The organism is Hymenobacter pini, from assembly GCF_020421205.1.
GTDB classification, from domain to species: domain Bacteria; phylum Bacteroidota; class Bacteroidia; order Cytophagales; family Hymenobacteraceae; genus Hymenobacter; species Hymenobacter pini.
In genome coordinates this window covers 567,698-591,791 of sequence record NZ_JAIZZH010000001.1, presented here as the reverse complement: position 1 = coordinate 591,791, position 24,094 = coordinate 567,698, and the positions used below count along the sequence as shown (strand labels likewise).

Sequence of the window (24,094 nt, the reverse complement as noted above, 5' to 3'; positions counted from 1 at the left end):
GACCAGAAACTCATTTTAAGAACTGCAGGAAAGGGTGGCGCTGCCGGGCTTGGTGCGGGCCCACTCGGGGCGCTTGGCGGCCAGATCCTCGTAGGCGGGATGCTCGGCGAAGGGAGTTTTGAGTACGTGGTACAGACGTTCCAGGTCGGTCAGGTCGGCGGCCTCGGCGGCTTCAATGGCCTGCTGCGCCAGGTAGTTGCGCAGCACGTACTTAGGGTTGATGGCTAGCATACCGGCCTGGATAGCGGCGGGTGTTGCGGTTTCCTGGGCAAGCCGCACTGCATAGCGTTTCAGCCACTCCCGTAGCGCCTGATGCGGCGCACCGTGCGGGTTGTAGCTCACCTCTTCAATGAAAGCCTGGAAACTAGCTTCCAAGTTGGCGGGCTCCGTTAGCAGCGAGGGTGCCAGGTGCGAGAGGCGCCGGAAAAACAGCGTCATATCCACCTCCGAGGTTTCCAGGGCTTTGTCCAGAGCGGTGGCCAGGTCCAGATCAGGGGCGGCATCCGACTGCGGTGTGAGGCCCAGTTTGCGCAGCATCAAGGCCTGGCGGGTGTGGTTGAAGGTAGCTACATACTCATCTAGGGCCGGGCGCAGGTCTTCGTTGGGCGAAGACACCAACGGCGAAAAGGCCTGGGCCAGTTGCATCAGGTTCCAGAGGGCCACGCGGGGCTGCTGCCCGAAGGCGTAGCGGTAGGTACTGAAGTCGGTGGTGTTGGGGGTCCAGCCGGGCTCGTAGGGCTCCAGCCAGCCGTAGGGGCCGTAGTCAATGGTCAGGCCCAGGATGCTCATGTTATCAGTGTTCATCACCCCGTGCACGAAGCCCACCGTCATCCAGTGCGCAATCATGACGGCCGTACGCCGGCAGATTTCCGCAAACCACTGCTTGTACACTGCTTCCGATGGCGCGCCTAGCTCCGGGAAATGGTGCCGGACAACATAGTCAGCCAGTTGGCGCAGGTTGTCCAGCTCCTGGTGGGCCAGCAGAATCTGGAAGTTGCCGAAACGCACAAACGAAGGTGCCACCCGGCACACAATAGCCCCCGGCTCGGGACGAGCGTTGCCATTATAAAACATGTCACGTACCACCTCGTCACCGGTACCTACCAGGCTCAGGGCCCGGGTGGTAGGCACGCCCAAATGGTGCATGGCCTCGGAGCACAAAAACTCCCTGATAGAGGAACGCAGCACCGCCCGCCCATCGGCCCGCCGCGAGTACGGCGTGGGGCCCGCACCCTTCAGCTGCAGCTCCCAGCGGCTGCCGTCGGTGGCTTGCAGCTCGCCCAGCGAAATGGCCCGGCCGTCGCCGAGCTGCCCGGCCCAGTTGCCAAACTGGTGCCCACCGTAGCGGGCGGCGTAAGGCTGCATGGTAGCGGCCACGCGGTTACCCGCCAGCAGCTCCACGGCTTCCCCGTGCTCCGCGGGGCGCGCAAGGCCCAAAAAGGCCGCCAACTCATCGGACCAGGCTAGTAGCCGCGGCGCAGCTACGGGCGTGGGCTGCACCGGCGAGTAATGGTAGCCCGGCACTTGGCGCGGTATGTTTTCCAGCGAAGCATCTCCCCGTAGTTCTTCTACAAAAGAGTTAGTGAAAGTGGCTTGCTCGAGCGGTTGGGCGGGTGAATTCATAAGCAGGTAACAACGGCAGCCAGGAAATAATGCCTGCAAGGTACCAGCAACTGATTTGATTGTTTCCGAGGCCCGGCCAACTCGTGGGCAGGGCTGCGGCGTGGCCTGACAATCGGCATAGATACGCAGTGCAGCTAGAACCCCTCCCCCTGCTCGGTTTTAGGTGCGTACTACAGTCAAGATTAAAATTGCAATAAATCAATAAATAATAGTTGCATTTGAACAAGAAAGCTGGTATATTTTCTAACACATTCCGTTGACGGCCACTTAGTTGATTTACCTGCTGGCCGCCCAGTTTTTCAGCCCTCGTTTCCTATGAAAAACATCCTCGTTCCCACCGATTTTTCCCAGGAAGCGCACTACGCCTTCGAGGCCGCGCTTCAGCTGGCTCACCGCAGCGGCGGCCACGTTACATTGCTGCACGTGGTAGATGCGCCGTCGGCCTCGGGCATTGCTACCTCGGGCGGCATGCTCAACGGCGACGGGCTCAGCAACGTGTACATGCTCAAGCTTCTGCAGGCCACCAAGCGCCGCATGCATGAGTGGATGACCGAGGCCCACCAGCGCATGCCCGATGTACCCGTGCGCGACCTAGTGTTGACCGCCGAGCTGGAGCCCGCCGTGCTGGAAACCATCCAGGAGCACCAGATTGACCTGGTGGTGATGGGCGCGCACGAGCAAACTTCCTGGACGCGGTTTTTCCTCGACTCCCACACCGAGCGGATTATGCGCCTGGCCCCGTGCCCGGTGCTTACCATCAAGCACCCCGCCCCCGATTTTACGGTGCAGCACCTAGTATTTGCCTCCGACTTTACGGCGGAGGCCGACCGGGCCGTACCGGGTCTGAAAGAGCTGCAGGCCCTGTTTCCGGAAGCCACCCTGCACTTGCTGGACGTGGTACCTTCCGCCGACCGGCACGGGGCGGCCCTGCATGCTATGGAGGCCTTCGCCCGCCGCCACCAGCTCACGCATTACGAGGCCGATGTGTTTGACGCCCCCCGCGTGAGTACCGGTATTCCCCGCTTTGCCGAGCAGGCCCACGCCGATTTGGTCGTGATGCTCACCCACGGCCGCTCCGCCCTCAGCCACTTGTTCCAGAGCAGCACCTCCGAGGCCGTAGCCCTGCACGCCTCCCAGCCCGTTATGACGGTACACGCCTGAGGCAAACCGGCATGTTTTCGGGCCTGAATTTTTTAGCCCCGGTACTCAGCGTGCCGGGTTTTTTCGGTGGGGGCGGGCTGCTCCTTGATGAGTAGAGCCTCACGCGCAGCTGCGGCTCCCCGCAAAGGCTCCGACTTTCTAATCGGTAGTTTTACCGGCTTCTAAATCAGGGTTTTCCGAGCGGCTAATTACGGGTTATCTGAGGAATATTGCTGACTCCGGCACGGTTTACCAAGGGTCGGCACACAGCCAGCAACGCCACTCACCAATTACACCCAATGCTTTCTTCATCATCCATCACGCAGCTGCTTCTGCACAGGATACCCGCTGGCAACCGGCTTGATTTCAGCCCGCAGCCGGGTTTGTTTGCCTACGTGTATCGGCGCCACGGCCTGCAGTGCTGGCAATGCGTGGCTCACAATGCCTGCAGCCCCTTCATCGACCGGATGCCGCCCGCTTCCAACGAACCGTTGGAGTACGTAGTCTGCTTCTGCGATGCGCAGGGCTCCATCAGGGCGGCCACCGCACTGGCACAAGCCGATCAGGCCGTATCACTGAACCTGGCCGTGAACCATGCCGGACAGCTGGTCAAGCGCTAATTAAACAACCTTGGTTACCGGGGCCGCTGGCACAACTACCGCAGCTCAAGCCTCGTGGACGGCTACAGATTTTTCATCCAAGCTTCCCGCAATGCCAGCTGGGCGGGCGTGGCGCTGGGATTTTGCGTGAATACGTAGCGCTTCACTTCCTCGGTGCTGCCCAGCTTCACCCGCACCGTTTGCTCCTGGCCGTTGCGCACAATGGTAATTGGCAGCTCGGAGCCGGGGGCGCGGCTACCGGCCCGGCGCAGGCCCGTAAAGTCGTTGCGCACGCCATCCACGGCCACCAGCTGGTCGCCTACCTGCACGCCGGCGGCCTGCAGCGGCCCGCCTACCCGGGTGAAGTACACGCTCGTTTCGCGCGGGGCCAGGCCCACCGGACCCAGCGTGGCCACCTGCTTGCCGGTGTGTACAATGGGCTGGTAGTTTACGCCTACTCTGGCGTAATACTCGGCCAGGGGCAGCGGCTCGGCCCCTTGCACGTAGCGCTTGAAAAAGTCCCCGATTTCGGGGTAAGTGAGCTTGGTGAAATCTTCGAAGAAGTTCTTTTCGCTGAAGGGCTTGTTGGGACCGTATTGCTTAGCCAGTTGCAGCAGCACATCCCGGAAGCCCCGCTTACCGCCGCTCAGCTCCAGCAGACGCAAATCGAGCAGGCCGGCTGTGAGGGCCCCGCGCTGGTAGATGTTGCCGTACTGGCGCTGGCCTTCATCCGAAAACGAATTCAGGCCCAGTCGGCTCAGGCTGTACGTAGTATCGGAACGGGTACGGTCGTACTGTACTTTATCGTGCAGGGTGCTCAGGTAATCGTCCAGGGGCACCAGGCCGCCGCGCAGCTGCATCATGTGCGAGGCCCACTCCGTAGTGCCCTCGTACAACCACAGGTGCTCGGAGCCGGTGGGCTGCACAAAGTTGAAGTGCTCAATCACCTCGGAGTGGATGTTGAGCGGGGTCATCACGTGGAAGAACTCGTGGGCCGCAATGTCCACCACGCCCTGCGCCGACTCAGGTGTGAGCGGCTGCTCGGGCAGCACGTACTCGGAGCTGTAAGAATGCTCCCACGCTCCGGCCGAACGGTCGGCGAAGTGGTAAAGGAAGGCGTAGCGGTTCACGGGCAGCTGGCCTCCGAAGAAGCTCTGCGCGGCTGTCAGCATCTTCTGCATGTAGCCCAGCAGGGGCTCGGCCTGCACCTTATCGGTGGCCGAGTAGCAGTACAGGGCCACATCGGCGTTGCCCAGTTTGGTGCTGGCTTCCGTGAGGCGGCCCAGCAGAATGGGCGAGTCCACGGCGTGGTCGTAGTCCTCCAGGTGGAAGTAACCTTCCTTATCGGCCTGCAGCACTGTACCCACTTTCCAGCCGCTGGGGTATTGCAGCTTCAGGCGCAGGGGCTTGGCCTGCATGCCCTGCGGAAAGCCCAGCAGCGTCTGCCCGTTGAGCAGGGCGTGGTCCATCTCCAGCGAGGAACCACACATCCGGTAGATGTTGTGTTCCTTTACCGGGGTATCCCAGGTTTCAGCAATGGTGTAGCGGATTTCCCGGGTTTTTTCGGGCTGACTGAGCTGCCACTGGTTGGTGTTCAGCTGCTTTACTTCTAGGGCTTTGCCTTTTTCATCAAAGGCCTGGAAGTTGCTCACGAAGCGGCCCATGTCCATCACCTGGTAGGTGCCGGGGGCGGTAGCCGCAAACTGGTAGATAGCCTGGTCTTTTTTGAGCCTGGGCAGCTCCAGCTTCACCTGAAAGGCGTTGCTGTTGGTGGCCGGGTCCATGCTCACAGTGTAGGTCAGCTCTCTGGGGGCTTTGGCCAGAGCCGGCGCGGCCAGGCCCAGCAACGCGGCTAGGGCGGCCGAACGGAAAATCGGATTCATGCAGGATATAACGGGTGAAAAGTGCGCTAACAGACGCGGCCCGGCTCCAACCGTTGCGTTGGCACCGGGCCGCGCAGGCCACAAAGATTACCCGATTTTGGGGAGCGGCTACGGCAGCTTCATCCGGAACAGGCGGAACGGGTACTCCACCCGATCCTGGCCGTTGTTCCACTTGGGGGTACGCTCAATCTGGGCGGCCGTCAGGTACAGGTACCCGTCGCCGCCCAGCCCAAACGAATCGGGCCAGAGCAGGCGGCCATCCTGCACCACCGTTTGCAGCTGACCGGCGGGCGTTACGCGGCGCACCGCGTGCCCCGGCGAGTCGGTGAGATACACGTTGCCGGCCGCATCGGCAATCATGCCGTGCGAAATGCCCACCTCCCCTATCTCCTCTACCTGCGCGGCCACCTGGGCCGGACTGAGGCTGGCGTTGCGCAAAGCTTCGGTGGAAATGCGGTAGAGCTTTGTCTGGTTGATGGCGCGGTAATAGAGGTAGCGGAAGTCGTGGGTCAGGGCAATGCCGTTCACGTTGCTGCTGAAGGGCTTGCCGTTCTTATCCTTTACCTCTTTCCCGTCAATCCGCAACACGAAGCCCGGCGCGGCCAGCACCGACTTGTGCCCCTGTAACACCAAACGGCTGCGGCCGGTGCGCAAATCCAGCACCACCAGCGCGGCCAGCTTGGGGTCTGATAGATACGCTACTTGCTGCTCGGTATCGACTCGCACATCGTTCAGACCGGAGCGCTCCAGGGGCAAATCTTCGAAGCGGTAGATGCGCTCGACTTTATTAGCCGCCAAGTTGATATGCACCAGCTTCACGCCTTCTTTCAGGGGCGCTTCGTCGTCGGGGTTGGCGGGGTCCAGCACCCAGAGGTGGTCGTTGCGGTCCACGAATAAGGCCTGCACGTTTACCCAGCGACTGGCAGCTTTCGTTGAATCCCACTGGTTCCAGCCGGCATCGGGGAAGGGCCGGCGCTGCCCGTTCACGATTTCTGCCAACCCGAAGTCGTAGTCCTTCGGCTTCTTGGGGAAGGTCACAAAAATGCGGTTCTGCTGCGACACGGCCACTCCGATGGGCTGGTGGCGGCCAAACTCGGCCACCGGCTCCAGGGTGGAAAGTGGCTGCATGAGTTGGGCGGAAGCATCGGAAGCGGACATGAGTAGGCAGGCGGTTAGCGACAACAGGACACGGATGATTTTCATGACGAACGGCGCGGGGTGTGGCCGCGGGCGAGAGTCAGTTCCTACGCGGCCTTTCGCACGCAGGTTGACAACGGCTACCATAACCTCCCGGCCCACCCATCGGTACACGCAGACAGACTCCGTCTTTCTTCTTTGCCCCGCTTATGCGTTTTTCCTTTCTTGCCGCGCTGCTACTGCCTTTGCTGGCTCCGGCCCAAGCCTCGCGCTTTACTACCATCGGCCGCGTAGTGGCGCAGGTGCCCGCCTTCAACCAGCTCATTGCGCCCGGCACGCCCATTGAAATTGTAGCGTCCGGCTTCAGCCACGCCGAAGGCCCACTGTGGGTAGCCGATAGCGCGATGCTTTTATTTTCCGATTCGCCCACCCGCACGATTTACCGTTGGTCGGAGCAGCGGGGGCTCAGCAAATTTCTGGAAGGCAGCGGCTTTACCGGGCGCATGCCCTACGGCAAAGAGCCCGGCACCAACGGGCTAGCCTTGGACGCCCAGGGCAACCTGCTTCTGGCCGAGCACGGCGACCGGCGCGTAGCCTTGCTGCCCCTGGGCCAGCCCAACGGCAAGCGCACCCTGGCCGATGCCTTTGAAGGCCGCCGCTACAACAGCCCCAACGACCTAGTGATGCATCCCAACGGCTCCCTGTACTTCACTGACCCACCCTACGGCCTACCCCAGCAGGCCCAGAGCCCTTTGCGCGAGCAGCCCGGCAGCTACATGTACCGGCGCAGCCCCAACGGCCGCGTTACCCGCGAAATCACCGATCTGACGCTGCCCAATGGCCTAGCCCTCACAGCTGACGGCCGGCAGCTTTTCGTGGCCCAGTCCGATTCTTTGCAGCCTATCATTAAAGTGTACCCGGTGCGCGGCACTGGCAAGCTGGGGCCGGGCAAGCTGTTTTTCGATATGCAGGCCCTGCCCCGGCGGGCCAAGGAAGTGCCCGACGGGCTGAAGCTGGACCGCGCCGGCAACGTGTGGGCCTCCGGCCACGGGGGCTTGGTAGTGCTTTCGCCCCAAGGCCAGCACCTGGGCACTATCGAGGTGGGCGAAGTCATTTCCAACTGCGCTTGGGGCAACGACGGGCGCACCCTCTATTTTACGGCGGGCTCTATGGTGTGCCGCGTCAAAACCCTGGTACAGGGTACCACCGGCGGCCGGTAAGCTACTCGCCCAGCCTGGCCAGCAGTTCCTCTATCTGCCGCTCCAGCCGCGTTACCCGGTCCTCGATGCGGGACGGGGGGCGCAGATGGGTAGTGAAAACGGCCTTTACTTCCCAGATTTCCAGGGCCTGGTCCAAGGCAAATTCCTGCGCACCGTAATCGGGGTTATCGGCTCGTAGTTTGAGCACCGTGGCCGAGAGGCGCTCGGCCAGCCGCCGTACTAGCAGGCTGCTTTGCGTGACGAAGGCATAGATACGGCCGATGCGGAGGCTGCTGGCCGCCGCTTTATCCACGCGGCAGCACAGCACCACATCCTGGTGACGCAGGCCCTGCTGCTGATGCTGCATTTCGGCCCCAATAATTTCAAAGGCACGAGTGGTAGGGCCCAGCTGATGCGGGAACGTGAGGGAGGGCAGTGCATCCACAAACGCTGTGTTGTGATGCTGCACAATGTATTCGAGCAGGCGAGTGGCGGGTACAAACGGTGTTAGAGCTGCTTGCTGATCAGCATGGACTGTTGTATCATTCGTTGGAGCAGGCACTTTTTCCTGCTTGAAAATATCAAAATGGTACAGCTCATTTACGGTCAATTCTTTCGTCAGTAGCAAGTCTACCGACAAGCCAAAATGTTGAGCAATTTGAATAAGCGTCTCCATTTTGGGCTCGGAGCGCCCTTCTTCGTAGGCACCTACACTGGGCCTAGCAAGGCCGAAAAGCTCCGCAAATGCCGCCTGACTGAGCTTTTTGACCGTTCTGATCTTCCGGATGTTCTTGCCAACGTAGGACATAGCGCAAAAAAATTATTCGCTCACAATTTGAGCATATCTCAAACTTTGAGTACACTTGCATCGTAAAGCTACTACGAATACTGTCAGCCGCTCCTATCCTTCGCTCTTTTTTTGAGCAGCCACTTGTTACTGCTTCCGGGACCAGCCAGTTAAGCCCGGGCTTTTATTTCATCTTGGCCACTTCTACACCTTCTTTCTCAATGGCCAACTCCTACTTTTTAAAAATCCAGACCTACCTGCTCGAACTAGGGTTTGATGTTCAGCACCAGGACCCCGCTAACAACCTGCTGGTAGTGAGCAAGCCGGAGTTGGGCATCGACCACCTGGTGCTGGGCTGCGGCGACCCGCTTCTGATTCTGGAGCAGTACCTGCTGGAACTGCCCGCGCCCAACTGCGACATCTACCAGCGGCTGCTGCAGAAGAACCGGGACATCATCCACGGGGCTTTCGTGCTGGATGAGTCGGGCCGCAAGGTCATTTTCCGCGACACGCTGCAGCTGGAGCACCTCGACCGGCCGGAGTTGGAGGCCGTTTTCAACTCGCTGGCTCTACTGTTGAGCGAATTCGGCGACGAGCTGATTGCGTTTTCGAAAGAGGGACTCAGGGACTTGGGGGCTTAGGAACTTGGCAATATGCCGTCGAGGCAGACTAAATAGCCACACTCTTAACAAACTGAGCCTCCACGCTCCCCCTACCCAAGTCCCCAAGTACCTTTCAAACCAAGTCCCCAACCGCCATGAACCTCTTCAACCGCATCTTCAAAATTGGGCAGGCCGAAGCGCATTCCGCCGTTAATCAGCTCGAAGACCCCATCAAAATGACCGAGCAAGGCCTGCGCGACCTGCGCCAGGACCTCGACAAAGCCCTGCACGCTTTGGCTGAGGTGAAGGCGCTGGCCATCCGCAGCCGGAACGAAGGCGAGGCCGAACGGAACCGGGCCCTGGACTACGAAAACAAGGCGGTGCTTTTGCTCCAGAAAGCCCACCGCCAAGAGCTGGAAGCTACCGAAGCCGACCGCCTCGCCACCGAGGCGCTGCTGAAGAAAACCCAGCACGAAGCCCAAGCTGCCCGCGCCGCCCAAGACCAGCAGAAGTTTGAGGCCTCGGCCCAACAGCTCGAACAGAACGTGCAGCAGCTCAAAAGCACCATTTCGCAGTGGGACAACGAGCTGAAAACGCTAAAAGCCCGCGTAACAGTAAGCACGGCCACCAAAACCATCAATCAGCAACTGGCCCAGCTGGATTCGTCGGGTACGGTGGCGCTGCTGGAACGCATGAAGGAAAAAGTAGCCACAGAGGAAGCCCTGGCCGAATCGTACGGGCAGATTGCTACCGAAAACAAGTCCATCGACCAGGAAATTGACAAGGCGCTGGGTAAAGACGGCAGCGGCCAGGCTTCGGCCGATTTGCAGGCGCTGAAGGCAAAGCTGGGGCTGGAATAGCCATACCACTATATTCCATTCTCGTTCGGCGCTGGCACCCTATTTACTACTCTTATTCCTGCCTGATCTGCCTATGACCGAACTTCTACACGCGGCGGTTTCACCTCCCAGTCTGCTGCCCACCACGCTGTTGGTGTTTGTGCTGCTGTATTGGCTGACCGTTATTTTGGGTCTGCTCGATTTCAAGACGGTGGACCTCAGTACGGACCACGACTTCGACCTGGCCCATGACACCCACGCCGCCCCCGACGCGGCCAGCATGGGCGTGAGCTGGCTGAACCACGCCCTGGCATTCTTCAACCTGGGCCGGGTGCCCCTGATGGTGTTTGTAAGCTTTGTGGCCCTACCCCTCTGGGTGGGCAGTATCCTGCTCAACTACTATTCCGGTAACACCTCCTGGCTGCTGGGGCTTGGCTTTCTGGTGCCACTGTTTATCGGCAGTCTGCTGCTGGCCAAGGTGCTCACGCTGCCTTTCGTGCGTCTGTTTGCCGCTATGCAACGGGACCATGACACCGGAGCCAAGCCGCTGGGCAAAGTATGCACGGTGCTGCTACCCACTACGGCTTACCGCCTGGGCCAAGCTTCAGTGCCGGTTCTGCACGGGGCCCCGCTGGTGCTGAATGTGCACGCAGCCTCCCCCACCGCCGAACTGCGCAAAGGCGACACGGCGCTGATTATTGATTATGACCCCGCCCGCCGCTGCTACCTGATTGAGTCCTACGACGCTCCGTAGCACGCAGCAGCGCAGGGCCAGCTGAACAGTTTTTTCGCGCAGCTCAACCAGTTACTTCTCCCTTTCACTTCCTTTGCGCTTGGTTGCCGGCGAAGTAGCCGCTTCGTTCAGCAGGCCTAATTCCGCATTTCACTCTCTTGATTCTACTCCTACTCCTTACATCCATGTTAGAACAACTTTCCCTGGTGGTGATTGTCATCGTCGCCGTCCTGTTACTAGGTTTTATTGCCATCGTGGCGCGCATGTATCAGAAAGCCGTGCAGGGCGAGGCCCTGGTACGCACCGGTATGGGCGACACCCAAGTATCATTCAGCGGCATTTTTGTGGTACCCGTGCTGCACAAGCTGGAGGTGATGGATATCAAGCTGAAAACCATCGTCATTGCCCGGGCCGGCTCCGAGGGCCTAGTGTGCAAAGACAACATGCGGGCTGATGTGAAGGTGAACTTCTTTGTGCGCGTCAACAAAACCCACGACGACGTGCTGAACGTGGCCCAGAGCATCGGGGCGCACCGCGCCTCCGACCCGGCGGCCCTGGAAAACCTCTTCGACGCCAAGTTCTCCGAAGCCCTCAAAACCGTGGGCAAGCACTTCGACTTCATTGAGCTGTACAACTCCCGCGAGCAGTTCAAGCAGGAAATCCTGCGCATCATCGGCACCGACCTCAACGGCTATGTGCTCGACGACTGCGCCATTGACTACCTGGAGCAAACCCCGTTGGCCGCGCTGAATCAGGATAACATTCTGGACGCCGAGGGTATCAAGAAAATCATTGCCCTGACCTCGGAGCAGAAAATTCAGGCCAACTCCATCCAGCGCGAGCAGCAGAAAACCATCAAGAAGCAGGATGTTGAGGCCCAGGAAACCATTCTGCAGCTGGAAAAGCAGCTGATTGAAAACCAGGAAAAGCAGAAGCGCGAAGTAGCCAACATCAAGGCCCGCGAAATGGCCGAAGCTGAAAAAGTGCAGCAGGAGGAGCGGCTGAAATCGGAAAAAGCCCGCATTGCCACCGAGGAAGAAGTGCGCATTGCCGAGCAAAACCGGGACCGGCAGGTGCTGGTAGCCGAGCGCAACAAGCAGCGCACCGACGCCGTGGAAACTGAGCGGGTAGCTCAAGCCAAAGCTCTGGAGGCCAACGAGCGGGAGCGGATTGTGGCCCTGGCCCAAATTGAGAAGGAAAAGGCCCTGGAAGAGGAGCGCAAGAACATCCAGACCATCATCCGGGAGCGGGTGGTAGTGGAAAAAGCCACCGTACAGGAAGAGGAACGCATCAAAGATACCCGCGCCCAAGCCCAGGCCGAGCGGGAAAAGCTGGTGGCCCTCACCGCCGCCAAGCAGCAGGCCGAAGCCGCCACCGTAACCCTGGTGAGCAACGCCGACATGGAGCGCCAAGCCGCCGAGTTCCGCGCTAAGCAGGCCCTGATTGATGCCGAAGCCGAAAAAGCCTCGGCCGAATTCAAAGCCCAGGCCATCCGGACCCTGGCCGAAGCCGAAGCCAGCAAAGCCACTGCCGTCGGGCTGGCCGAAGCCCAGGTGATGCAGGCCAAGGCCACGGCCCGTCAGAAAGAGGGCGAAACTCAGGCCAACGTGCTTCAGCTGACCGCCGCCGCCGAGGCCCAGGCCATTCAGGCCAAAGCCGGGGCCCAGGCCGAAGCCGACGAGAAGCTGGGCCTGGTAGCCGCTAAAATCAACCGGGAAAAAGGCCTCGCCGACGCCGACATCATCCAGGCCAAAGCCGACGCCGACCAGAAGAAGGGCCTGGCCGAAGCCGCCGTGTCGGAGCAGAAATTCGCGGTGGAAGCCAAGGGCATCGAAGCCAAGGCCGACGCCATGAAAAAGCTCGACGGGGTGGGCAAAGACCACGAGGAGTTCAAGCTGCGCCTCGACAAGGAAAAGTCGGTGGAGCTGGCCCAGATCAACATCCAGAAGGACATTGCCGCCAGCCAGGCCGACGTTATCGGCGAGGCCCTCAAAGCGGCCAAAATCGACATTGTGGGTGGGGAAACCATGTTCTTCGACCAGATCATCGGCTCCATCACCAAAGGCAAAATGGTGGACCGCGCCGTGCACAACTCCGAAGTGCTGGGCACCGTGAAAGACGCCTTCTTCAGCCCTGACGGCGGCGGCGACTTCAAAACCAACCTGCGCCGCTTCGTGGATCAGTTCGGCCTCAGCTCCGACGACCTGAAGAATCTGAGCGTCTCAGCCCTGCTCCTGAAGATGATGAACCAAGCCGGCGACGACGCCACCCGCGCCACCATCACGCAACTGGCGAGTACGGCACAGGTAATGGGCATTGGTGACAAGAAGGTAGGGACGCTGGAGTTGAAGTAACCCCACCCCCCGGCCCCCTCCCCTCCGGGAGAGGGGGAGCCACGGTGGCGCAGAGGATTGTTTTTCAATTATTCCTCATGAATAATGATTTATGAGTCCATACTATAATTCGGAAAGCTCAGACGATAATCGTCAGGCTCCCCCCCTCCCGGAGGGGAGGGGGCTGGGGCGTGGGGTCTCGGAAGTGAACGAGTCTTATCGCATGTACACCACGGACGCTAAGCGGTGGGTCAGGAGCTTGAAGGCGTATGCGCGGGCTAACCGCAAGAATCCTACTCTGGCTGAAAAACATCTGTGGCAAGAACTGCGCGACCACAAGCTGGGCGTGCAGTTTCGCCGTCAGCACGCCATTCAGCAGTTCATTGTTGACTTTGTGTGCCTGCCAGCTTGGCTAATTATTGAAGTTGATGGCAGCATTCACGATGAAGCGGGTCAAGTGGAGTACGATGGCAGCCGTACCCACAACCTGCAGGAAGCCGGCTTTCTGGTCCTGCGCTTCCCGAACAAAGACGTGTTATACAACACGCCGCAGGTTATACAAACCATTACCGAGCACCTGAAGACGCTCCTCCCAACTCAACAAGGATAGCTGCCTCAGCTTATCACGAATCTAAAAACAACCACCTAACGTCAGGCTCCCCCTCTCCCGGAGGGGAGGGGGCCGGGGGGTGGGGTCCCACCCATGGAACAACTCGAAACCGGCACCTACGAAATCCTGCGCAACCGCCTGCTCAAGAGCAGCACCGACCTGCGTCAGCGGCTGGATAAGCTGAATGCGGAGCGCAAGCAGGTGTTCGGGGCCGTGGATACGCGCCTGATTGGCACCGGCCGCATTACCACGGAAAACAACTGCGTGCCCTGGGACATGGTGCCGGTGGGGCAGCGGTTTATTTTCGGCTACAACGTAACCTTGGGGCTGAAGGCGGAGCCGGATTTGGCCGACGTGTTTGGGGTGTACGAGTATACGGAGCACGACTTCCGGCCGCTGGGGCTGGAGTTGCTGCAGAACCCGCAGTTTCTGGAGGAGTTTCGCAACCTGTACCGCTACTACAAGAACACCCAATTCGTGAAGTTTGCGGTGCTGGGCACCCACCTGTTCATGGTATTTCGGGTGGGCAAGAGCGCCTCGGATGTGAAGACGTTCAAATGGCTCCTGCAGGGAGATACGCTCACCTACCTCGACAACCGCTCCGACCACGAGTACACCTTCCCGCCTCAGCACGAGTTTCAGTGGAAGCGCGCCACCCGTGACATGCAGCGCGGCGGCAAGCACCCGCACATCAGCATCGAGGACAAGGTGTTCGTGGAAACCATCGGCGGTGACTTGACCATCAAAGTCGAGGACAACACCAGCACCGGACAGGGCATTCTGAGTGAGCCGGTGGACGACAAGGATCAGACCCTGGACGACTCGGAAATTTACTTTGCGGTGGTGGGCAACCTGATTCTGCTCAAAATCCGGCCCTACCAGGAGCAGCAGTACCGCTACTTCATTTTCAACTTCAAGCTCAAAACCGCCCAGCGCCTCGATGCTCTGGCTGATGCCTGCGTGCTGCTGCCCGACGGGCAGGGCCTGATTTTCCCGCACGGCTTCTACCTGCAAACCGGCGACAACAAGCTGTTCGACAACGGGCTGCGGGAGATGCTGTTTGAAAAGCGCGTGGTGTCGCCGAACGGGGAGGATTTCCTGTACGTGTTCTACAACAAGGACCAGGGCACCTACCTGCTGCTGAGCTATAACCGCATTGCCCAGCGCGTCGACAACCCCATTGTGTGCCACGGCTACGCCCTGTTTGAGAACGGGGAGCTGTGCTACTTCCGGGCCGACGACGAACCTAAAAAGCACCACGCCGTGCAGATCTGGCAGACGCCCTACACGGCCCCGGATTTCGAGCTACCCGTCACCTCCGATTCCTACCTCTACAAGCTGGGCAACAAGGAGATTGTGCGGGCCATGAGCGAGGTGCAGGAGGTCCTGACCCTGACCAGCAAGGACGACTCCTACGCTGGCCTCTACCTCGACCTGATCCGCCAGACCACCGCCCTCACCGACGCCTACCACTGGCTGCGTGAGCCCGCCGCCCAGGCCCTGGCCGAGCCCCTGGGCGAAATCCGCCAGACGGCCACGGCCGCCGTGGAGGAGTTTGAGAAGGTGCAGAGCATCCGCAAAAACACCGCCCAGCAAACCCAAACTGTTTTCCAGAGGGCCGACGAGCTGGTGGGCCGCATCCGCCGCTCGGCGCCCGATACCGTCACGGAGTTTGTGCAGCTGCTGGGTGAGCTGCGCGGGGTGCGGGGCGAGGTCATTTTCCTGAAGGAGGTGCGCTACGTGGAGCTGCCGGCCGTGGAAAAGCACGCCAACGACCTGGAAGCCCTCAGCAAGGAAGTAGCCACCCAAACCGTGGATTTCCTGCTGAAAGCCGATGCTCTCTTGCCCTACGCCCAGCGCGTGCAGGCCATTGCTGACGGCGTGGAACAGGTGCAGAAAACCGTGGAGGCCGACCAGCGCGAGCAGGAATCGGCCGCCGTGGCCCAGGAGCTGGAGCTGCTGATTGAGGTAGTGAGCAACCTGCCCATCCCCGACCCGACCCAGACCACGGCCATCATCGACAACATCTCGACGGTGTATGCCCGCTTCAACCAGATCCGGGCGGCGCTGAAGCGGCGGCGGCAGGCCCTGGCCGGCACCGAGGCCCAGGCCGAGTTTACCGCCCAGCTCAAGCTGCTGGAACAGGCCCTCACCAACTACCTCGACCTGGCCGACACCCCCGCCAAGTGCGACGAGTACCAAACCAAGCTCATGGTGCAGCTGGAGGAGCTGGAAGGCAAGTTTCCCGACTTCGACCAGTTTATCGAGCAGCTCACCACCCGGCGCGAGCAGGTGGTAGAAGCCTTCGAATCAAAGAAGACGGCCCTGGTAGCGGCCCGCAACCAGCGCGCTACGGCCTTGCTGCAAAGCGCCGAGCGGCTGCTGAAAGCGGTGCAGAGCCGCCTCGCCCGCCTGGAATCGGTGGCGGATATCAACGGGTACTTTGCCGCCGACGTGATGGTAGAGAAGGTGCGCCAGACCGCTCAGGAGTTGCTAGGCCTCGGCGACTCGGTGAAGGCCGACGACGTGCTGAGCCGCCTCAAAACTCTGCGCGAAGACGCCGTGCGCCAGCTCCGCGACCGGGCCGACCTGTTCGCCGACGGCGGCCAGACCCTCAAGTTCGGCCCCCACGCCTTCACCGTCAATACCCAGCCCCTGGAGCTGACCGTGGTGCTGCGCGACGATGCCCTGCATTACCACCTCACCGGCACCAATTTCTTCCAGAAGATAACCGACCCCGCCCTGCTGGCGGCTAGGCCCGTGTGGGAGCAAACCGTGGTGTCGGAAAACCAGGACGTGTACCGGGCCGAGTTTCTGGCTTGGCGCATTCTGCAGGCGGCCCAGCACCCCGCGCCCGCCGACGCGGAAGCCGGCCGCCCCGCCGTGCTGTCCGTAACGGAGCTAGGCCACCTCAGCGCCGCCGAGCTACTGGCCTACGTGCAGCAGTTTATGGCCGCGCGCTACCAGGAAGGCTACCTCAAAGGCGTGCACGACCACGACGCGGCCCTGCTGCTCACGGCCCTGGTGCGCCTCACCCGCACCGCCGACCTGCTCCGCTACCCCGCCGACACCCGCGCCGCCGCGGCCCTCTACTGGCTGCGCTTCGCCGACCCCGACCAGCGCGCCCACTGGGAGCGGCAACTGCAGGGCATCGGGGTGCTGCTGCAGGTATTCCCCGATTCGCAGGAGTTCGACGAGCTGAAAACTGAGCTGCAAGCCGCCGTGGACACCTTTGCCCAGCAAACTGGCCTCTTCACCCTAGGCCAGGTAGCGGAAGCCGGCGACTACCTCTTCCACGAGCTGACCCACACGGGCACCTTCATCATTGCCGCCGAAGCCGCCGAGCTGTACCAGCAGTTCCAGAAGCAGCTACAGGAGCGCCAGGCCACGGAGCTGTTCCAGCAGTCGGTGACGGGCCTGCAGGACCAACCCGCGGCCCAGCTGCCCCTGATCCGGCAGTGGCTGCAGGCCTACCTGCGCCAGGCCCCGGCCGCTGCTACCCTCTCTGATTTCTGCAACGAGTGCGCGGTGCTCCTGCTCACCGGCACGTATGATTCGGCGCGAGTGGTGCACACGCCCCTGCGCGAAACACTCAGCGGCTTCCAGGGCAGCCACCCGCGCATCGTCACGCCGGAAAATCCAAGCCCCCAAGACCCGAAGGCCCCTACCCCCAGCTACCACCTCAACTTCCCCGACTTCCGGCGCCGGCTGCTGCACTACGACCGGGTGCTGGTGCCGCAGTTCGAGCAGTTTCAGGAGCTGAAGAAGCAGCTGCTGGTACGGGCCGCCCAGGAGTTGCGCCTGGAAGATTTCCGCCCGCGGGTGCTCACCTCGTTCGTGCGCAATCAGCTGATTGACAAAGTGTATCTGCCGCTGATTGGGGCCAACCTGGCCAAGCAGATCGGGACGGCGGGTGAGGGCAAGCGCACCGACCTCATGGGCCTGCTCCTGCTCATCTCGCCGCCTGGCTACGGCAAAACTACGCTCATGGAGTACGTGGCCAACCGCCTGGGCCTCATCTTCATGAAGATCAACGGGCCGGCCATTGGGCACGCCGTAACCAGCGTAGACCCCGCCCAGGCCCCCAACGCCGGAGCGCGGCAGGAACTGGAGAAGCTGAACCTGGCCTTCGAGATGGGCGACAACGTAATGATTTACGTGGACGACATCCAGCACTGCAACCCCGAGTTTTTGCAGAAGTTCATCTCCCTCTGCGACGCCCAGCGCAAGATTGAGGGCGTGTACGAGGGCCGCGCCCGCACCTACGACTTCCGCGGCCGCAAGGTGGCGGTGGTGATGGCAGGCAACCCCTACACCGAAAGCGGCGACGTGTTTCAGCTGCCCGACATGCTGGCCAACCGCGCCGACATCTACAACCTCGGCGACATCCTGAGCACCGGCTCCGAGGAAGCCTTCCGCCTCTCCTACCTCGAAAACGCCCTCACCAGCAACGCCGCCCTGGGCCGCCTCGCCACCCAAAGCCCCCAGGACGTGCCCGCCCTCATCCGCCTCGCCGAAACCGGACAGCAGGACGGCCTGAGCCTGGAGGGTAACCACTCGCCCGAGGAGCTGAACGAGTACGTGGCGGTGCTGCAAAAGCTGCTGCGCCTGCGCGACGTGGTGGCCCGCGTGAATGCGGCCTACATTGCCAGCGCCGCTCAGGCCGACGCCTACCGCAACGAGCCGCCGTTCAAGCTGCAGGGCTCCTACCGCAACATGAACAAGCTGGCCGAGAAAGTGCGCCCCGTGATGAACGATCAGGAAATAACCGACCTGCTGGCCGCCCACTACGAAAGCGAAGCCCAAACCCTGACCAGCGCCACCGAGGCCAACCTGCTCAAGCTGCGCGAGCTACTCGGCTGGCTCACCCCCGCCGAGGAAACCCGCTGGCAGGAAATCAAAGCCACCTTCCGCGACAACCTCCGCAACTCCGGCGCCGGCCAGCTTCTACAGATGCTGGATAAGCTGGAAAGCATTGCCGGTGGCCTGAGTGGGATTCGGGAAGTGCTGAAACGGGGGTAAACACTTTTAATTTAGAAACAGTAAATCTGTTATGATCAATATATATGATGCCGATTGGCTTGCTGATTTCTTTCGTCTAAATCAGCAAGGGCGCCTGGTTCGCCGCGAATCCGTTACTACTGAATTCAAGCGTGAGTTTGACTGGGCTAGTAAAGAAAGCCGATCCAAGTATGCTAAATCAATGGCTGCATTCGCTAATAACAAAGGCGGCTGCTTAGTATTCGGGATTAAGAATGCACCTCATGAAGTAGTGGGCGTATCCGACTTCATGACTGTTGATGATGCAGTAATTACTACTTTCCTCAATGAATTGTTCACGCCTTACATTGAGTTCGAACGCACGGAGTATGAGGTCGACGGTAAAACTATAGGCATCATCTGGGTAAAAGAAAATCAGACTAAACCAGTTGTTTGCATTAAAGATTCTGCAGTTACGTTCGGGTCTGATATTTACTTCCGCTATGGCGCAAAATCGGAAAAGATAAAAGCTGGTGATTTAGTAAATATTATTAACCAGGTAAGGGAAGATGAAACTCGCAAATGGAGAAATATTTTTGAAAAGTGCGCTACTATCGGAGTTGACAACATAGGTTTCTTAAACAAGAAAACTGGCGAAATAAAATCGAACGCTAATACATTTATTCTTGACGAAGCCCTGCTGACTCAGATACAGGTTGTAGATAAGTATTCAGAAAAGGTAGAAGGGTCCCCAGCCTTGCGCATAATTGGTGAGATACCAGAAGTAGCACGAGTAATAACTCGTGCTAAGCCATTATATGAGGAAGACTTAATTAAAGCGTTTAGTACTGGTCATTTAGAAGCCACTCCTCAAGATTACATTAGAGCTATTGTACATGGCAACACAGTTAATGTTCCTGTTTACTTTCTCTTTCACGCTATGCAACTCGACATTCAGCAGTCTATTGCTTTTGTAAGCAGTTTGACTACTACTCACCGTCAAAAAGAAAATCTGTTGAAACGGCTGCGTGACATACTAGATATGAATAGAAAACATGCGGTTCATACATTGGGTGGCACTCCTCATGCGGAAAAGCGCAAGGAATATTTCGAATTAATAGTAAGCTCTCAACCTGTTGAGATAACAAGTGTTGAAGAAGCAGTGAGAGTATCAGAAAGCCTATACTCACTAAGAGGCGATATTTATTCTCACGCACATTGCCTTCCTATTATGGAAAAGCTCCGCAGCTATTATTCAGAAATGAAGCAAAACCAACGTTATGCTTTCAGAGGAGCGTTGACTTATCTTGATGCACTGCATTTTCGGTCGCAAATTGACTCATCCTACACTTGTCTTTCCTGATCGGCAGAGGATAACAGGTGACCAGCGTGAAATGCAGGCTGTGCCCTAATATCCAACGACCCTACCCTGCTACCCAGCTAAATTCCCCTTCCACATGGGTAAGCAATACCCCGCCATCAGCGCCGACATTCAGGCGTTTATCGAGCAGCAGCATGTGTTCTTCGTGGGCACAGCCGCCGCGGATGGACGCGTCAACATCTCGCCCAAGGGCCAGGATACCCTGCGCGTGCTCGATGCCAACCGCGTGGCCTGGCTGAACCTGACCGGCAGCGGCAACGAAACCGCCGCCCACCTGCTGGAGGTAAACCGTATTACCCTGATGTGGTGCGCCTTCGAGGGCAAACCCAACATCCTGCGTCTCTACGGCACTGCCACCGTGTACCACCCCCGCGACGCGGAGTGGGCCGAGCTGCTGCCGCTGTTCCCGCCCCTGCCCGGCTCCCGGCAGATAGTGGTGGTAACGGTAGATCTGGTGCAAACCTCCTGCGGCATGGCCGTACCCTTCTTCGAGTACCGGGCCGAGCGCAACGAGCTGAACGACTACATGGAACAGCGCGGCCCCGAGCAGGTAGCGCAGTATTGGCACACCCGCAACGCCCACAGCCTCGACGGCAAGCCCACGGGTATCTAGGTCAGGTCCAAAAAACAACTGGTACAAGGCCGGAACTGAGTGTTGGCCGGAGCCTAAAACTCGAAGGTTTCGCAGTGCAATACGGTGGGCTCGAACTCCAGCAGGTACTGCGCGTCCTCGGGGTAGTAGCGGGCCTGCTCGTACTGCTCGCCGGCAAAGCGCTTGATGCTCTCGTAACTGTCCCAGCGAGTTACCGTCCAGAAATGGCAGACATGGGCTTCTACCCGCCGCAGCACCTGCACGCCTAGGTTGCCTGTTGTGTTTTTGTAGTCGGCAATACCCGATTCCTGCAGATACTGCAAATACGCGTCGGCGTGGTGGGCGGCGGTGACACCGTGCCAGATGCGGGTAATAGGCATAAGACGCAAGAAATATAGCCGTAGGGCGTTATGGCAGCAATAGTACGCAAAAAGCCCGCGAAGTGCCATCCGAAACTCGCTGAAACCTTCGTATTCTTGTGCGCCGTGAATAGCTAGAGCTATATCTACCTCCCGTTGATTGTGTTTATATCCAACTCAGTATGCGTTCATTGTTACTAACCTCCGCCCTATGCCTGCTTACCGGTGCTGCCACCGCCCAGCGGGCCACCGTCAACCGCCACACGGTATTCACCGATGTGGATGGGCGGGTGATATCCAAGGAGGAATACAAAGCCAAGCTGAGCACCGGGCAGTTCAAAGTGGATAATCCCCAGGCCCAGGGTAAGGCCTTCACCTCCCTTTCCCTGCGCCCCGCCGACACTCCCGACAAGGTGCGCACCAAGGCACTGAGCCCCAAACGGGCCTTCAACACCCCCGCCGCAGGTTTCACCGCTACCGATTTGCAGGGCCGCACCTACACCCTGGAGAGCCTGCGCGGCAAGGTGGTTGTACTCAACTTCTGGTTTGTCAACTGCCCCTACTGCATTGAGGAGATGCCCGACCTCAAGCGCGTGGCCTCCACCTACCAGGCCCAGCAGGATGTCGTGTTCCTGTCCTTTGCGCGGGATAAGCCCGAGCGCCTCCGGAAGTTTCTGCAGCAGCGCGGCGACTTTGGCTTTGCCGTCGTCCCCGAGGCCAAGCCCTTTTCTGAGCAGTTCGATATCGGGGGCTACCCCACCACCATTGTGCTCAACAAGCAGGGCCAGTACATCTACGACCAGGAGTATACTAACAACACCATCCGCCTGGAAGAAGCCATCCAACGCGGCCTGCGGGAGTAAAGGCCCGTTGTAGCTTCGGCTGATTACAACGAAAAATGGCGCAGTCAGCTGCGCCATTTTTCGTTTCGCATTCATTCGTTGCGGCAATATATCGGCCTTATCAGAGCAAGACCACATCTATCCGCGCGGCTACTTCTTCAGTGGGTCGTGGCCCCAGTTCATGAGGGAGTAGCGCCAGCGGGAGGTTTCTACGTCCTTTTTGTGCTCGGGGCCCTGGGCTGAGTGGCGGCTAATGTAGCTGTGTACTTTGTGCATGTGCTCCTCGTCGGCGGCCGTGAGGTCGGCCTTTTTCTTGTGCAGGATGCGCACAATTTTCTCGCCCGATTGATGGCCGATGCTGCTACCGTCGCCACTGTCCTGGCCCACCGATTTTGATTCCTCGGTTTTCAGCCATTTTTCCAGCTCGGCGGCCGTCATGTTCACATCTTCCTTGAACGTGGCGTAGATATCATTGGGGGTGTTGTGGGCTTTGGCAGTCATGCGGGCAAAGGTTGGTGAGGTGGAGTGGTTGGGAACAAACGCAGCCCGGCCGGGTGAGGTTATTCGTTCAGCCAGAAACCCGTTACCGCTGAGCTTGCGCGGCGTACCTTGCGGCTGCTTCCGCGCCTTGCCTCTGCTTCTATGCAACACACCTTCACCAACTCCTTCGGCAAGCCTTTCCTCATTACTGAGTGGGATGCCACCAACCGCTGGCTCTACAACCGCTGGATGGGCCTGCTTAGCACCGAAAATGTAATTCAGGGAGCCGTTGGGGGCCTGGCCCTCATGCGTGAGACGGGGGCCACCGCCATCCTCAACGACAACCGCGAGGTAACCGGCTCCTGGAACCAGGCCAACGAGTACCTGGAGCAGGAGTGGATGCCGCAGGCCGTAGCCCTGGGGCTGCGCCGGTTTGCCCACGTACTGGCCCCTGGCATCTTTGCCCAGATGTCGGCCGAGCAGCTGCACGTGCGCGTGGGCACCCAGTTCGAGATGCAACTGTTCAACGACCTGGACGCGGCCCGGCACTGGCTGCGGGCACCCCAGCCGGCTTCCCTCGCCTGAACACGACCCGCCGGCTGGTGGTTGGGAGGGTATGATGACTATTGATGTATTGATTATCGGCGCGGGGGGGGCGGGCCTGCTTGCCGCCCGCAACCTCGCTCAGGCCGGCCGACACGTGACCATATTGGAGGCCCGCTCCCGCCCGGGAGGCCGCATCTGCACACTGGGCCTGGAGGCTGGCTTTAGTGCCCCCACCGAAGCCGGGGCCGAGTTTCTGCACGGCAACGTGCCCCTCACCCGCGAGCTGCTGACCGCCTACGGCATCCGGTGGTACGATACGGCCGGCACCACCTACGAGGTAGCCGCCGGGCAGGCCCAGCAAGCCGAAGTATTCCTAAAGGATATGCCGTTGCTGCTGGAACGTCTGCACCAGCTTCCCCACGATATGCCCCTGGCGGAATTCCTCACCGAGTATTTCCCCGGCCCCGAATACGCCGAGCTACGCCGCCAGGCCACGGCTTTTGCCGAAGGCTACGACGCGGCCGATGCCCGCCGGGTAAGCTCCCTTGCCCTCCGCGACGAGTGGAGCGGCAACGGCGCCGAAGACTCGCCCCGGCCCGAAGGCGGTTACGCCGGGTTGGTGCAGGGCCTGACGCGGGAGCTAGAGGCCGCCGGTGCCCAGCTGGTACTTGGTGCCCAGGTTGCCCGCATTGAATGGCAGCCGGGACAAGTAATCGTCAGGTGCCAGGATGGGCGGGTTTTCCAAGCGCCGCAACTGCTGCTCACGGTGCCACTGGGCGTGTGGCAGGCTCCCGCAGGCCAGCCCGGTCACCTCCCCATTCACCCCGACCTGCCCGAGCACCACGCCGCCGCGCAGGCCTTGGGGTTTGGTCCCGTTATCAAATACCTGCTGGAGTTCGATGCCCCCATCTGGGAGCAGCTTTCGGCCGACGTTGTACAACCCTTGCCGGAGGTTGGCTTTCTGTTCTCCGATGCTGCGGTACCCACGTGGTGGAGCCAGCAGCCCCGCTCCCAGCCCTTACTTACCGGCTGGCTGGCCGGCCCTGCTGCCGCTCACCGCCAGCATTACTCCCCCGCCGAACTACTCACGGAAGCCCTCGGCTCACTGGCTTACCTGCTGCAAACCACACCAGCCCATCTGCGGCAGCACCTGAAGGCGCATCAGGTCCTCAACTGGGGCACCGACCCTCTGGCCCTCGGGGCCTACTCCTACCCCACCCTCAACGCCGCGCAATTCCGGGCCACCCTTTCCACCCCGGTTGCCGGCACGCTGTTTATAGCCGGCGAAGCCGTGTACACGGGCCCCTATTCGGGCACCGTGGAAGCAGCCTTGGTTACGGGAGCCGCCGCAGCTCAGCAAATACTACGGATTTCCGCCCAACCGGCATAAACGACAACCGGCCCACTCTCTTGGAAGAATGGGCCGATT

Annotated in this window: 20 protein-coding genes; 14 read left to right on the top strand and 6 right to left on the bottom strand. The window is 60.1% G+C overall.

The features are described 5' to 3' along the window. Positions 1-15: 15 nt before the first annotated feature. Positions 16-1,623: a protein adenylyltransferase SelO gene (locus tag LF252_RS02655; RefSeq protein WP_226267137.1), complete on the bottom strand. Its 1,608-nt coding sequence runs from the start codon at positions 1,621-1,623 to the stop codon at positions 16-18. A gap of 315 nt (positions 1,624-1,938) precedes the next feature. On the opposite strand from LF252_RS02655, the gene LF252_RS02650 reads away from it, so the two are divergent. Both LF252_RS02650 and LF252_RS02645 read left to right on the top strand, forming a co-directional pair. Further along, positions 1,939-2,784: a universal stress protein gene (locus tag LF252_RS02650; protein ID WP_226267135.1), complete on the top strand. Its 846-nt coding sequence runs from the start codon at positions 1,939-1,941 to the stop codon at positions 2,782-2,784. A 278-nt stretch (positions 2,785-3,062) separates the two neighbouring features. Further along, a complete protein-coding gene (locus LF252_RS02645) occupies positions 3,063-3,383 on the top strand; it encodes a hypothetical protein (RefSeq protein ID WP_226267134.1) in 321 nt (106 codons plus the stop codon). A gap of 62 nt (positions 3,384-3,445) precedes the next feature. Here LF252_RS02645 and LF252_RS02640 read toward each other — a convergent pair whose 3' ends face one another. Together LF252_RS02640 and LF252_RS02635 are read right to left on the bottom strand one after the other, a co-directional pair. Continuing rightward, positions 3,446-5,245: a M61 family metallopeptidase gene (locus LF252_RS02640; protein WP_226267132.1), complete on the bottom strand. Its 1,800-nt coding sequence runs from the start codon at positions 5,243-5,245 to the stop codon at positions 3,446-3,448. A gap of 108 nt (positions 5,246-5,353) precedes the next feature. Continuing rightward, entirely contained in the window at positions 5,354-6,403 is a 1,050-nt protein-coding gene (locus tag LF252_RS02635) for an SMP-30/gluconolactonase/LRE family protein (protein WP_226267130.1), read from the bottom strand. A 188-nt stretch (positions 6,404-6,591) separates the two neighbouring features. Here LF252_RS02635 and LF252_RS02630 point away from each other — a divergent pair, with 188 nt between their 5' ends. Next, positions 6,592-7,602 carry an SMP-30/gluconolactonase/LRE family protein gene (locus LF252_RS02630; RefSeq protein ID WP_226267128.1) on the top strand — a complete coding sequence of 337 codons (1,011 nt, stop codon included), beginning with the start codon at positions 6,592-6,594 and terminating at the stop codon, positions 7,600-7,602. A gap of 1 nt (position 7,603) precedes the next feature. On the opposite strand, the gene LF252_RS02625 is transcribed toward LF252_RS02630, so the two are convergent. Then, on the bottom strand, positions 7,604-8,389 hold the full coding sequence (locus LF252_RS02625; protein ID WP_226267126.1) for an XRE family transcriptional regulator: 786 nt from the start codon (positions 8,387-8,389) through the stop codon (positions 7,604-7,606). Between the two features lie 200 nt (positions 8,390-8,589). On the opposite strand from LF252_RS02625, the gene LF252_RS02620 reads away from it, so the two are divergent. The 8 genes from LF252_RS02620 to LF252_RS02585 all read left to right on the top strand — a co-directional run bounded on the left by LF252_RS02620 (position 8,590) and on the right by LF252_RS02585 (position 20,459). Next, complete coding sequence (locus LF252_RS02620; protein ID WP_226267124.1) at positions 8,590-9,009, top strand: YbjN domain-containing protein; 420 nt, start codon at positions 8,590-8,592, stop codon at positions 9,007-9,009. Positions 9,010-9,125: 116 nt separating this feature from the next. Further along, positions 9,126-9,830, top strand: coding sequence for a PspA/IM30 family protein (locus tag LF252_RS02615; protein ID WP_226267122.1), 705 nt, complete (start codon positions 9,126-9,128; stop codon positions 9,828-9,830). A gap of 73 nt (positions 9,831-9,903) precedes the next feature. After that, a complete protein-coding gene (locus LF252_RS02610; RefSeq protein ID WP_226267120.1) occupies positions 9,904-10,563 on the top strand; it encodes a hypothetical protein in 660 nt (219 codons plus the stop codon). 164 nt (positions 10,564-10,727) lie between these two features. Further along, the gene (locus LF252_RS02605) at positions 10,728-12,896 is read left to right on the top strand and encodes a flotillin family protein (RefSeq protein WP_226267118.1); all 2,169 of its coding nucleotides are present in this window, start codon (positions 10,728-10,730) and stop codon (positions 12,894-12,896) included. 184 nt (positions 12,897-13,080) lie between these two features. Beyond that, entirely contained in the window at positions 13,081-13,485 is a 405-nt protein-coding gene (locus LF252_RS02600) for an endonuclease domain-containing protein (RefSeq protein WP_226267116.1), read from the top strand. 93 nt (positions 13,486-13,578) lie between these two features. Next, the gene (locus LF252_RS02595; RefSeq protein WP_226267114.1) at positions 13,579-18,507 is read left to right on the top strand and encodes a DNA repair ATPase; all 4,929 of its coding nucleotides are present in this window, start codon (positions 13,579-13,581) and stop codon (positions 18,505-18,507) included. Positions 18,508-18,538: 31 nt separating this feature from the next. Then, the gene (locus LF252_RS02590; protein ID WP_226267112.1) at positions 18,539-19,828 is read left to right on the top strand and encodes an ATP-binding protein; all 1,290 of its coding nucleotides are present in this window, start codon (positions 18,539-18,541) and stop codon (positions 19,826-19,828) included. Between the two features lie 94 nt (positions 19,829-19,922). Beyond that, positions 19,923-20,459, top strand: a complete 537-nt coding sequence (locus LF252_RS02585) for a pyridoxamine 5'-phosphate oxidase family protein (RefSeq protein WP_226267110.1) — start codon at positions 19,923-19,925, stop codon at positions 20,457-20,459. A 53-nt stretch (positions 20,460-20,512) separates the two neighbouring features. Here LF252_RS02585 and LF252_RS02580 read toward each other — a convergent pair whose 3' ends face one another. Then, on the bottom strand, positions 20,513-20,818 hold the full coding sequence (locus tag LF252_RS02580; RefSeq protein WP_226267108.1) for an antibiotic biosynthesis monooxygenase: 306 nt from the start codon (positions 20,816-20,818) through the stop codon (positions 20,513-20,515). 161 nt (positions 20,819-20,979) lie between these two features. On the opposite strand from LF252_RS02580, the gene LF252_RS02575 reads away from it, so the two are divergent. After that, the gene (locus LF252_RS02575) at positions 20,980-21,660 is read left to right on the top strand and encodes a TlpA family protein disulfide reductase (protein ID WP_226267106.1); all 681 of its coding nucleotides are present in this window, start codon (positions 20,980-20,982) and stop codon (positions 21,658-21,660) included. Between the two features lie 129 nt (positions 21,661-21,789). Here the strand turns inward: LF252_RS02575 and LF252_RS02570 are convergent, their stop codons facing one another. Continuing rightward, positions 21,790-22,140, bottom strand: a complete 351-nt coding sequence (locus LF252_RS02570) for a DUF3140 domain-containing protein (RefSeq protein ID WP_226267104.1) — start codon at positions 22,138-22,140, stop codon at positions 21,790-21,792. Between the two features lie 141 nt (positions 22,141-22,281). Between LF252_RS02570 and LF252_RS02565 the strand changes: the two genes are divergently transcribed. Next, positions 22,282-22,704: a hypothetical protein gene (locus LF252_RS02565; protein ID WP_226267102.1), complete on the top strand. Its 423-nt coding sequence runs from the start codon at positions 22,282-22,284 to the stop codon at positions 22,702-22,704. Positions 22,705-22,735: 31 nt separating this feature from the next. After that, positions 22,736-24,055 (top strand): flavin monoamine oxidase family protein, encoded by a 1,320-nt coding sequence (locus LF252_RS02560; RefSeq protein WP_226267100.1) that lies wholly within the window; start codon positions 22,736-22,738, stop codon positions 24,053-24,055. The last annotated feature ends 39 nt before the right edge of the window (positions 24,056-24,094 follow it).

Coding starts and splice junctions, on each gene's coding strand:
- LF252_RS02590 (WP_226267112.1), top strand. CDS start 18,539: ATGATCAATATATATGATGCCGATTGGCTTGCTGATTTCTTTCGTCTA.
- LF252_RS02570 (WP_226267104.1), bottom strand. CDS start 22,140: ATGACTGCCAAAGCCCACAACACCCCCAATGATATCTACGCCACGTTC.
- LF252_RS02655 (WP_226267137.1), bottom strand. CDS start 1,623: ATGAATTCACCCGCCCAACCGCTCGAGCAAGCCACTTTCACTAACTCT.
- LF252_RS02575 (WP_226267106.1), top strand. CDS start 20,980: ATGCGTTCATTGTTACTAACCTCCGCCCTATGCCTGCTTACCGGTGCT.
- LF252_RS02580 (WP_226267108.1), bottom strand. CDS start 20,818: ATGCCTATTACCCGCATCTGGCACGGTGTCACCGCCGCCCACCACGCC.
- LF252_RS02610 (WP_226267120.1), top strand. CDS start 9,904: ATGACCGAACTTCTACACGCGGCGGTTTCACCTCCCAGTCTGCTGCCC.
- LF252_RS02585 (WP_226267110.1), top strand. CDS start 19,923: ATGGGTAAGCAATACCCCGCCATCAGCGCCGACATTCAGGCGTTTATC.
- LF252_RS02620 (WP_226267124.1), top strand. CDS start 8,590: ATGGCCAACTCCTACTTTTTAAAAATCCAGACCTACCTGCTCGAACTA.
- LF252_RS02615 (WP_226267122.1), top strand. CDS start 9,126: ATGAACCTCTTCAACCGCATCTTCAAAATTGGGCAGGCCGAAGCGCAT.
- LF252_RS02565 (WP_226267102.1), top strand. CDS start 22,282: ATGCAACACACCTTCACCAACTCCTTCGGCAAGCCTTTCCTCATTACT.
- LF252_RS02635 (WP_226267130.1), bottom strand. CDS start 6,403: ATGTCCGCTTCCGATGCTTCCGCCCAACTCATGCAGCCACTTTCCACC.
- LF252_RS02650 (WP_226267135.1), top strand. CDS start 1,939: ATGAAAAACATCCTCGTTCCCACCGATTTTTCCCAGGAAGCGCACTAC.
- LF252_RS02560 (WP_226267100.1), top strand. CDS start 22,736: ATGATGACTATTGATGTATTGATTATCGGCGCGGGGGGGGCGGGCCTG.
- LF252_RS02595 (WP_226267114.1), top strand. CDS start 13,579: ATGGAACAACTCGAAACCGGCACCTACGAAATCCTGCGCAACCGCCTG.
- LF252_RS02630 (WP_226267128.1), top strand. CDS start 6,592: ATGCGTTTTTCCTTTCTTGCCGCGCTGCTACTGCCTTTGCTGGCTCCG.
- LF252_RS02605 (WP_226267118.1), top strand. CDS start 10,728: ATGTTAGAACAACTTTCCCTGGTGGTGATTGTCATCGTCGCCGTCCTG.
- LF252_RS02645 (WP_226267134.1), top strand. CDS start 3,063: ATGCTTTCTTCATCATCCATCACGCAGCTGCTTCTGCACAGGATACCC.
- LF252_RS02640 (WP_226267132.1), bottom strand. CDS start 5,245: ATGAATCCGATTTTCCGTTCGGCCGCCCTAGCCGCGTTGCTGGGCCTG.
- LF252_RS02625 (WP_226267126.1), bottom strand. CDS start 8,389: ATGTCCTACGTTGGCAAGAACATCCGGAAGATCAGAACGGTCAAAAAG.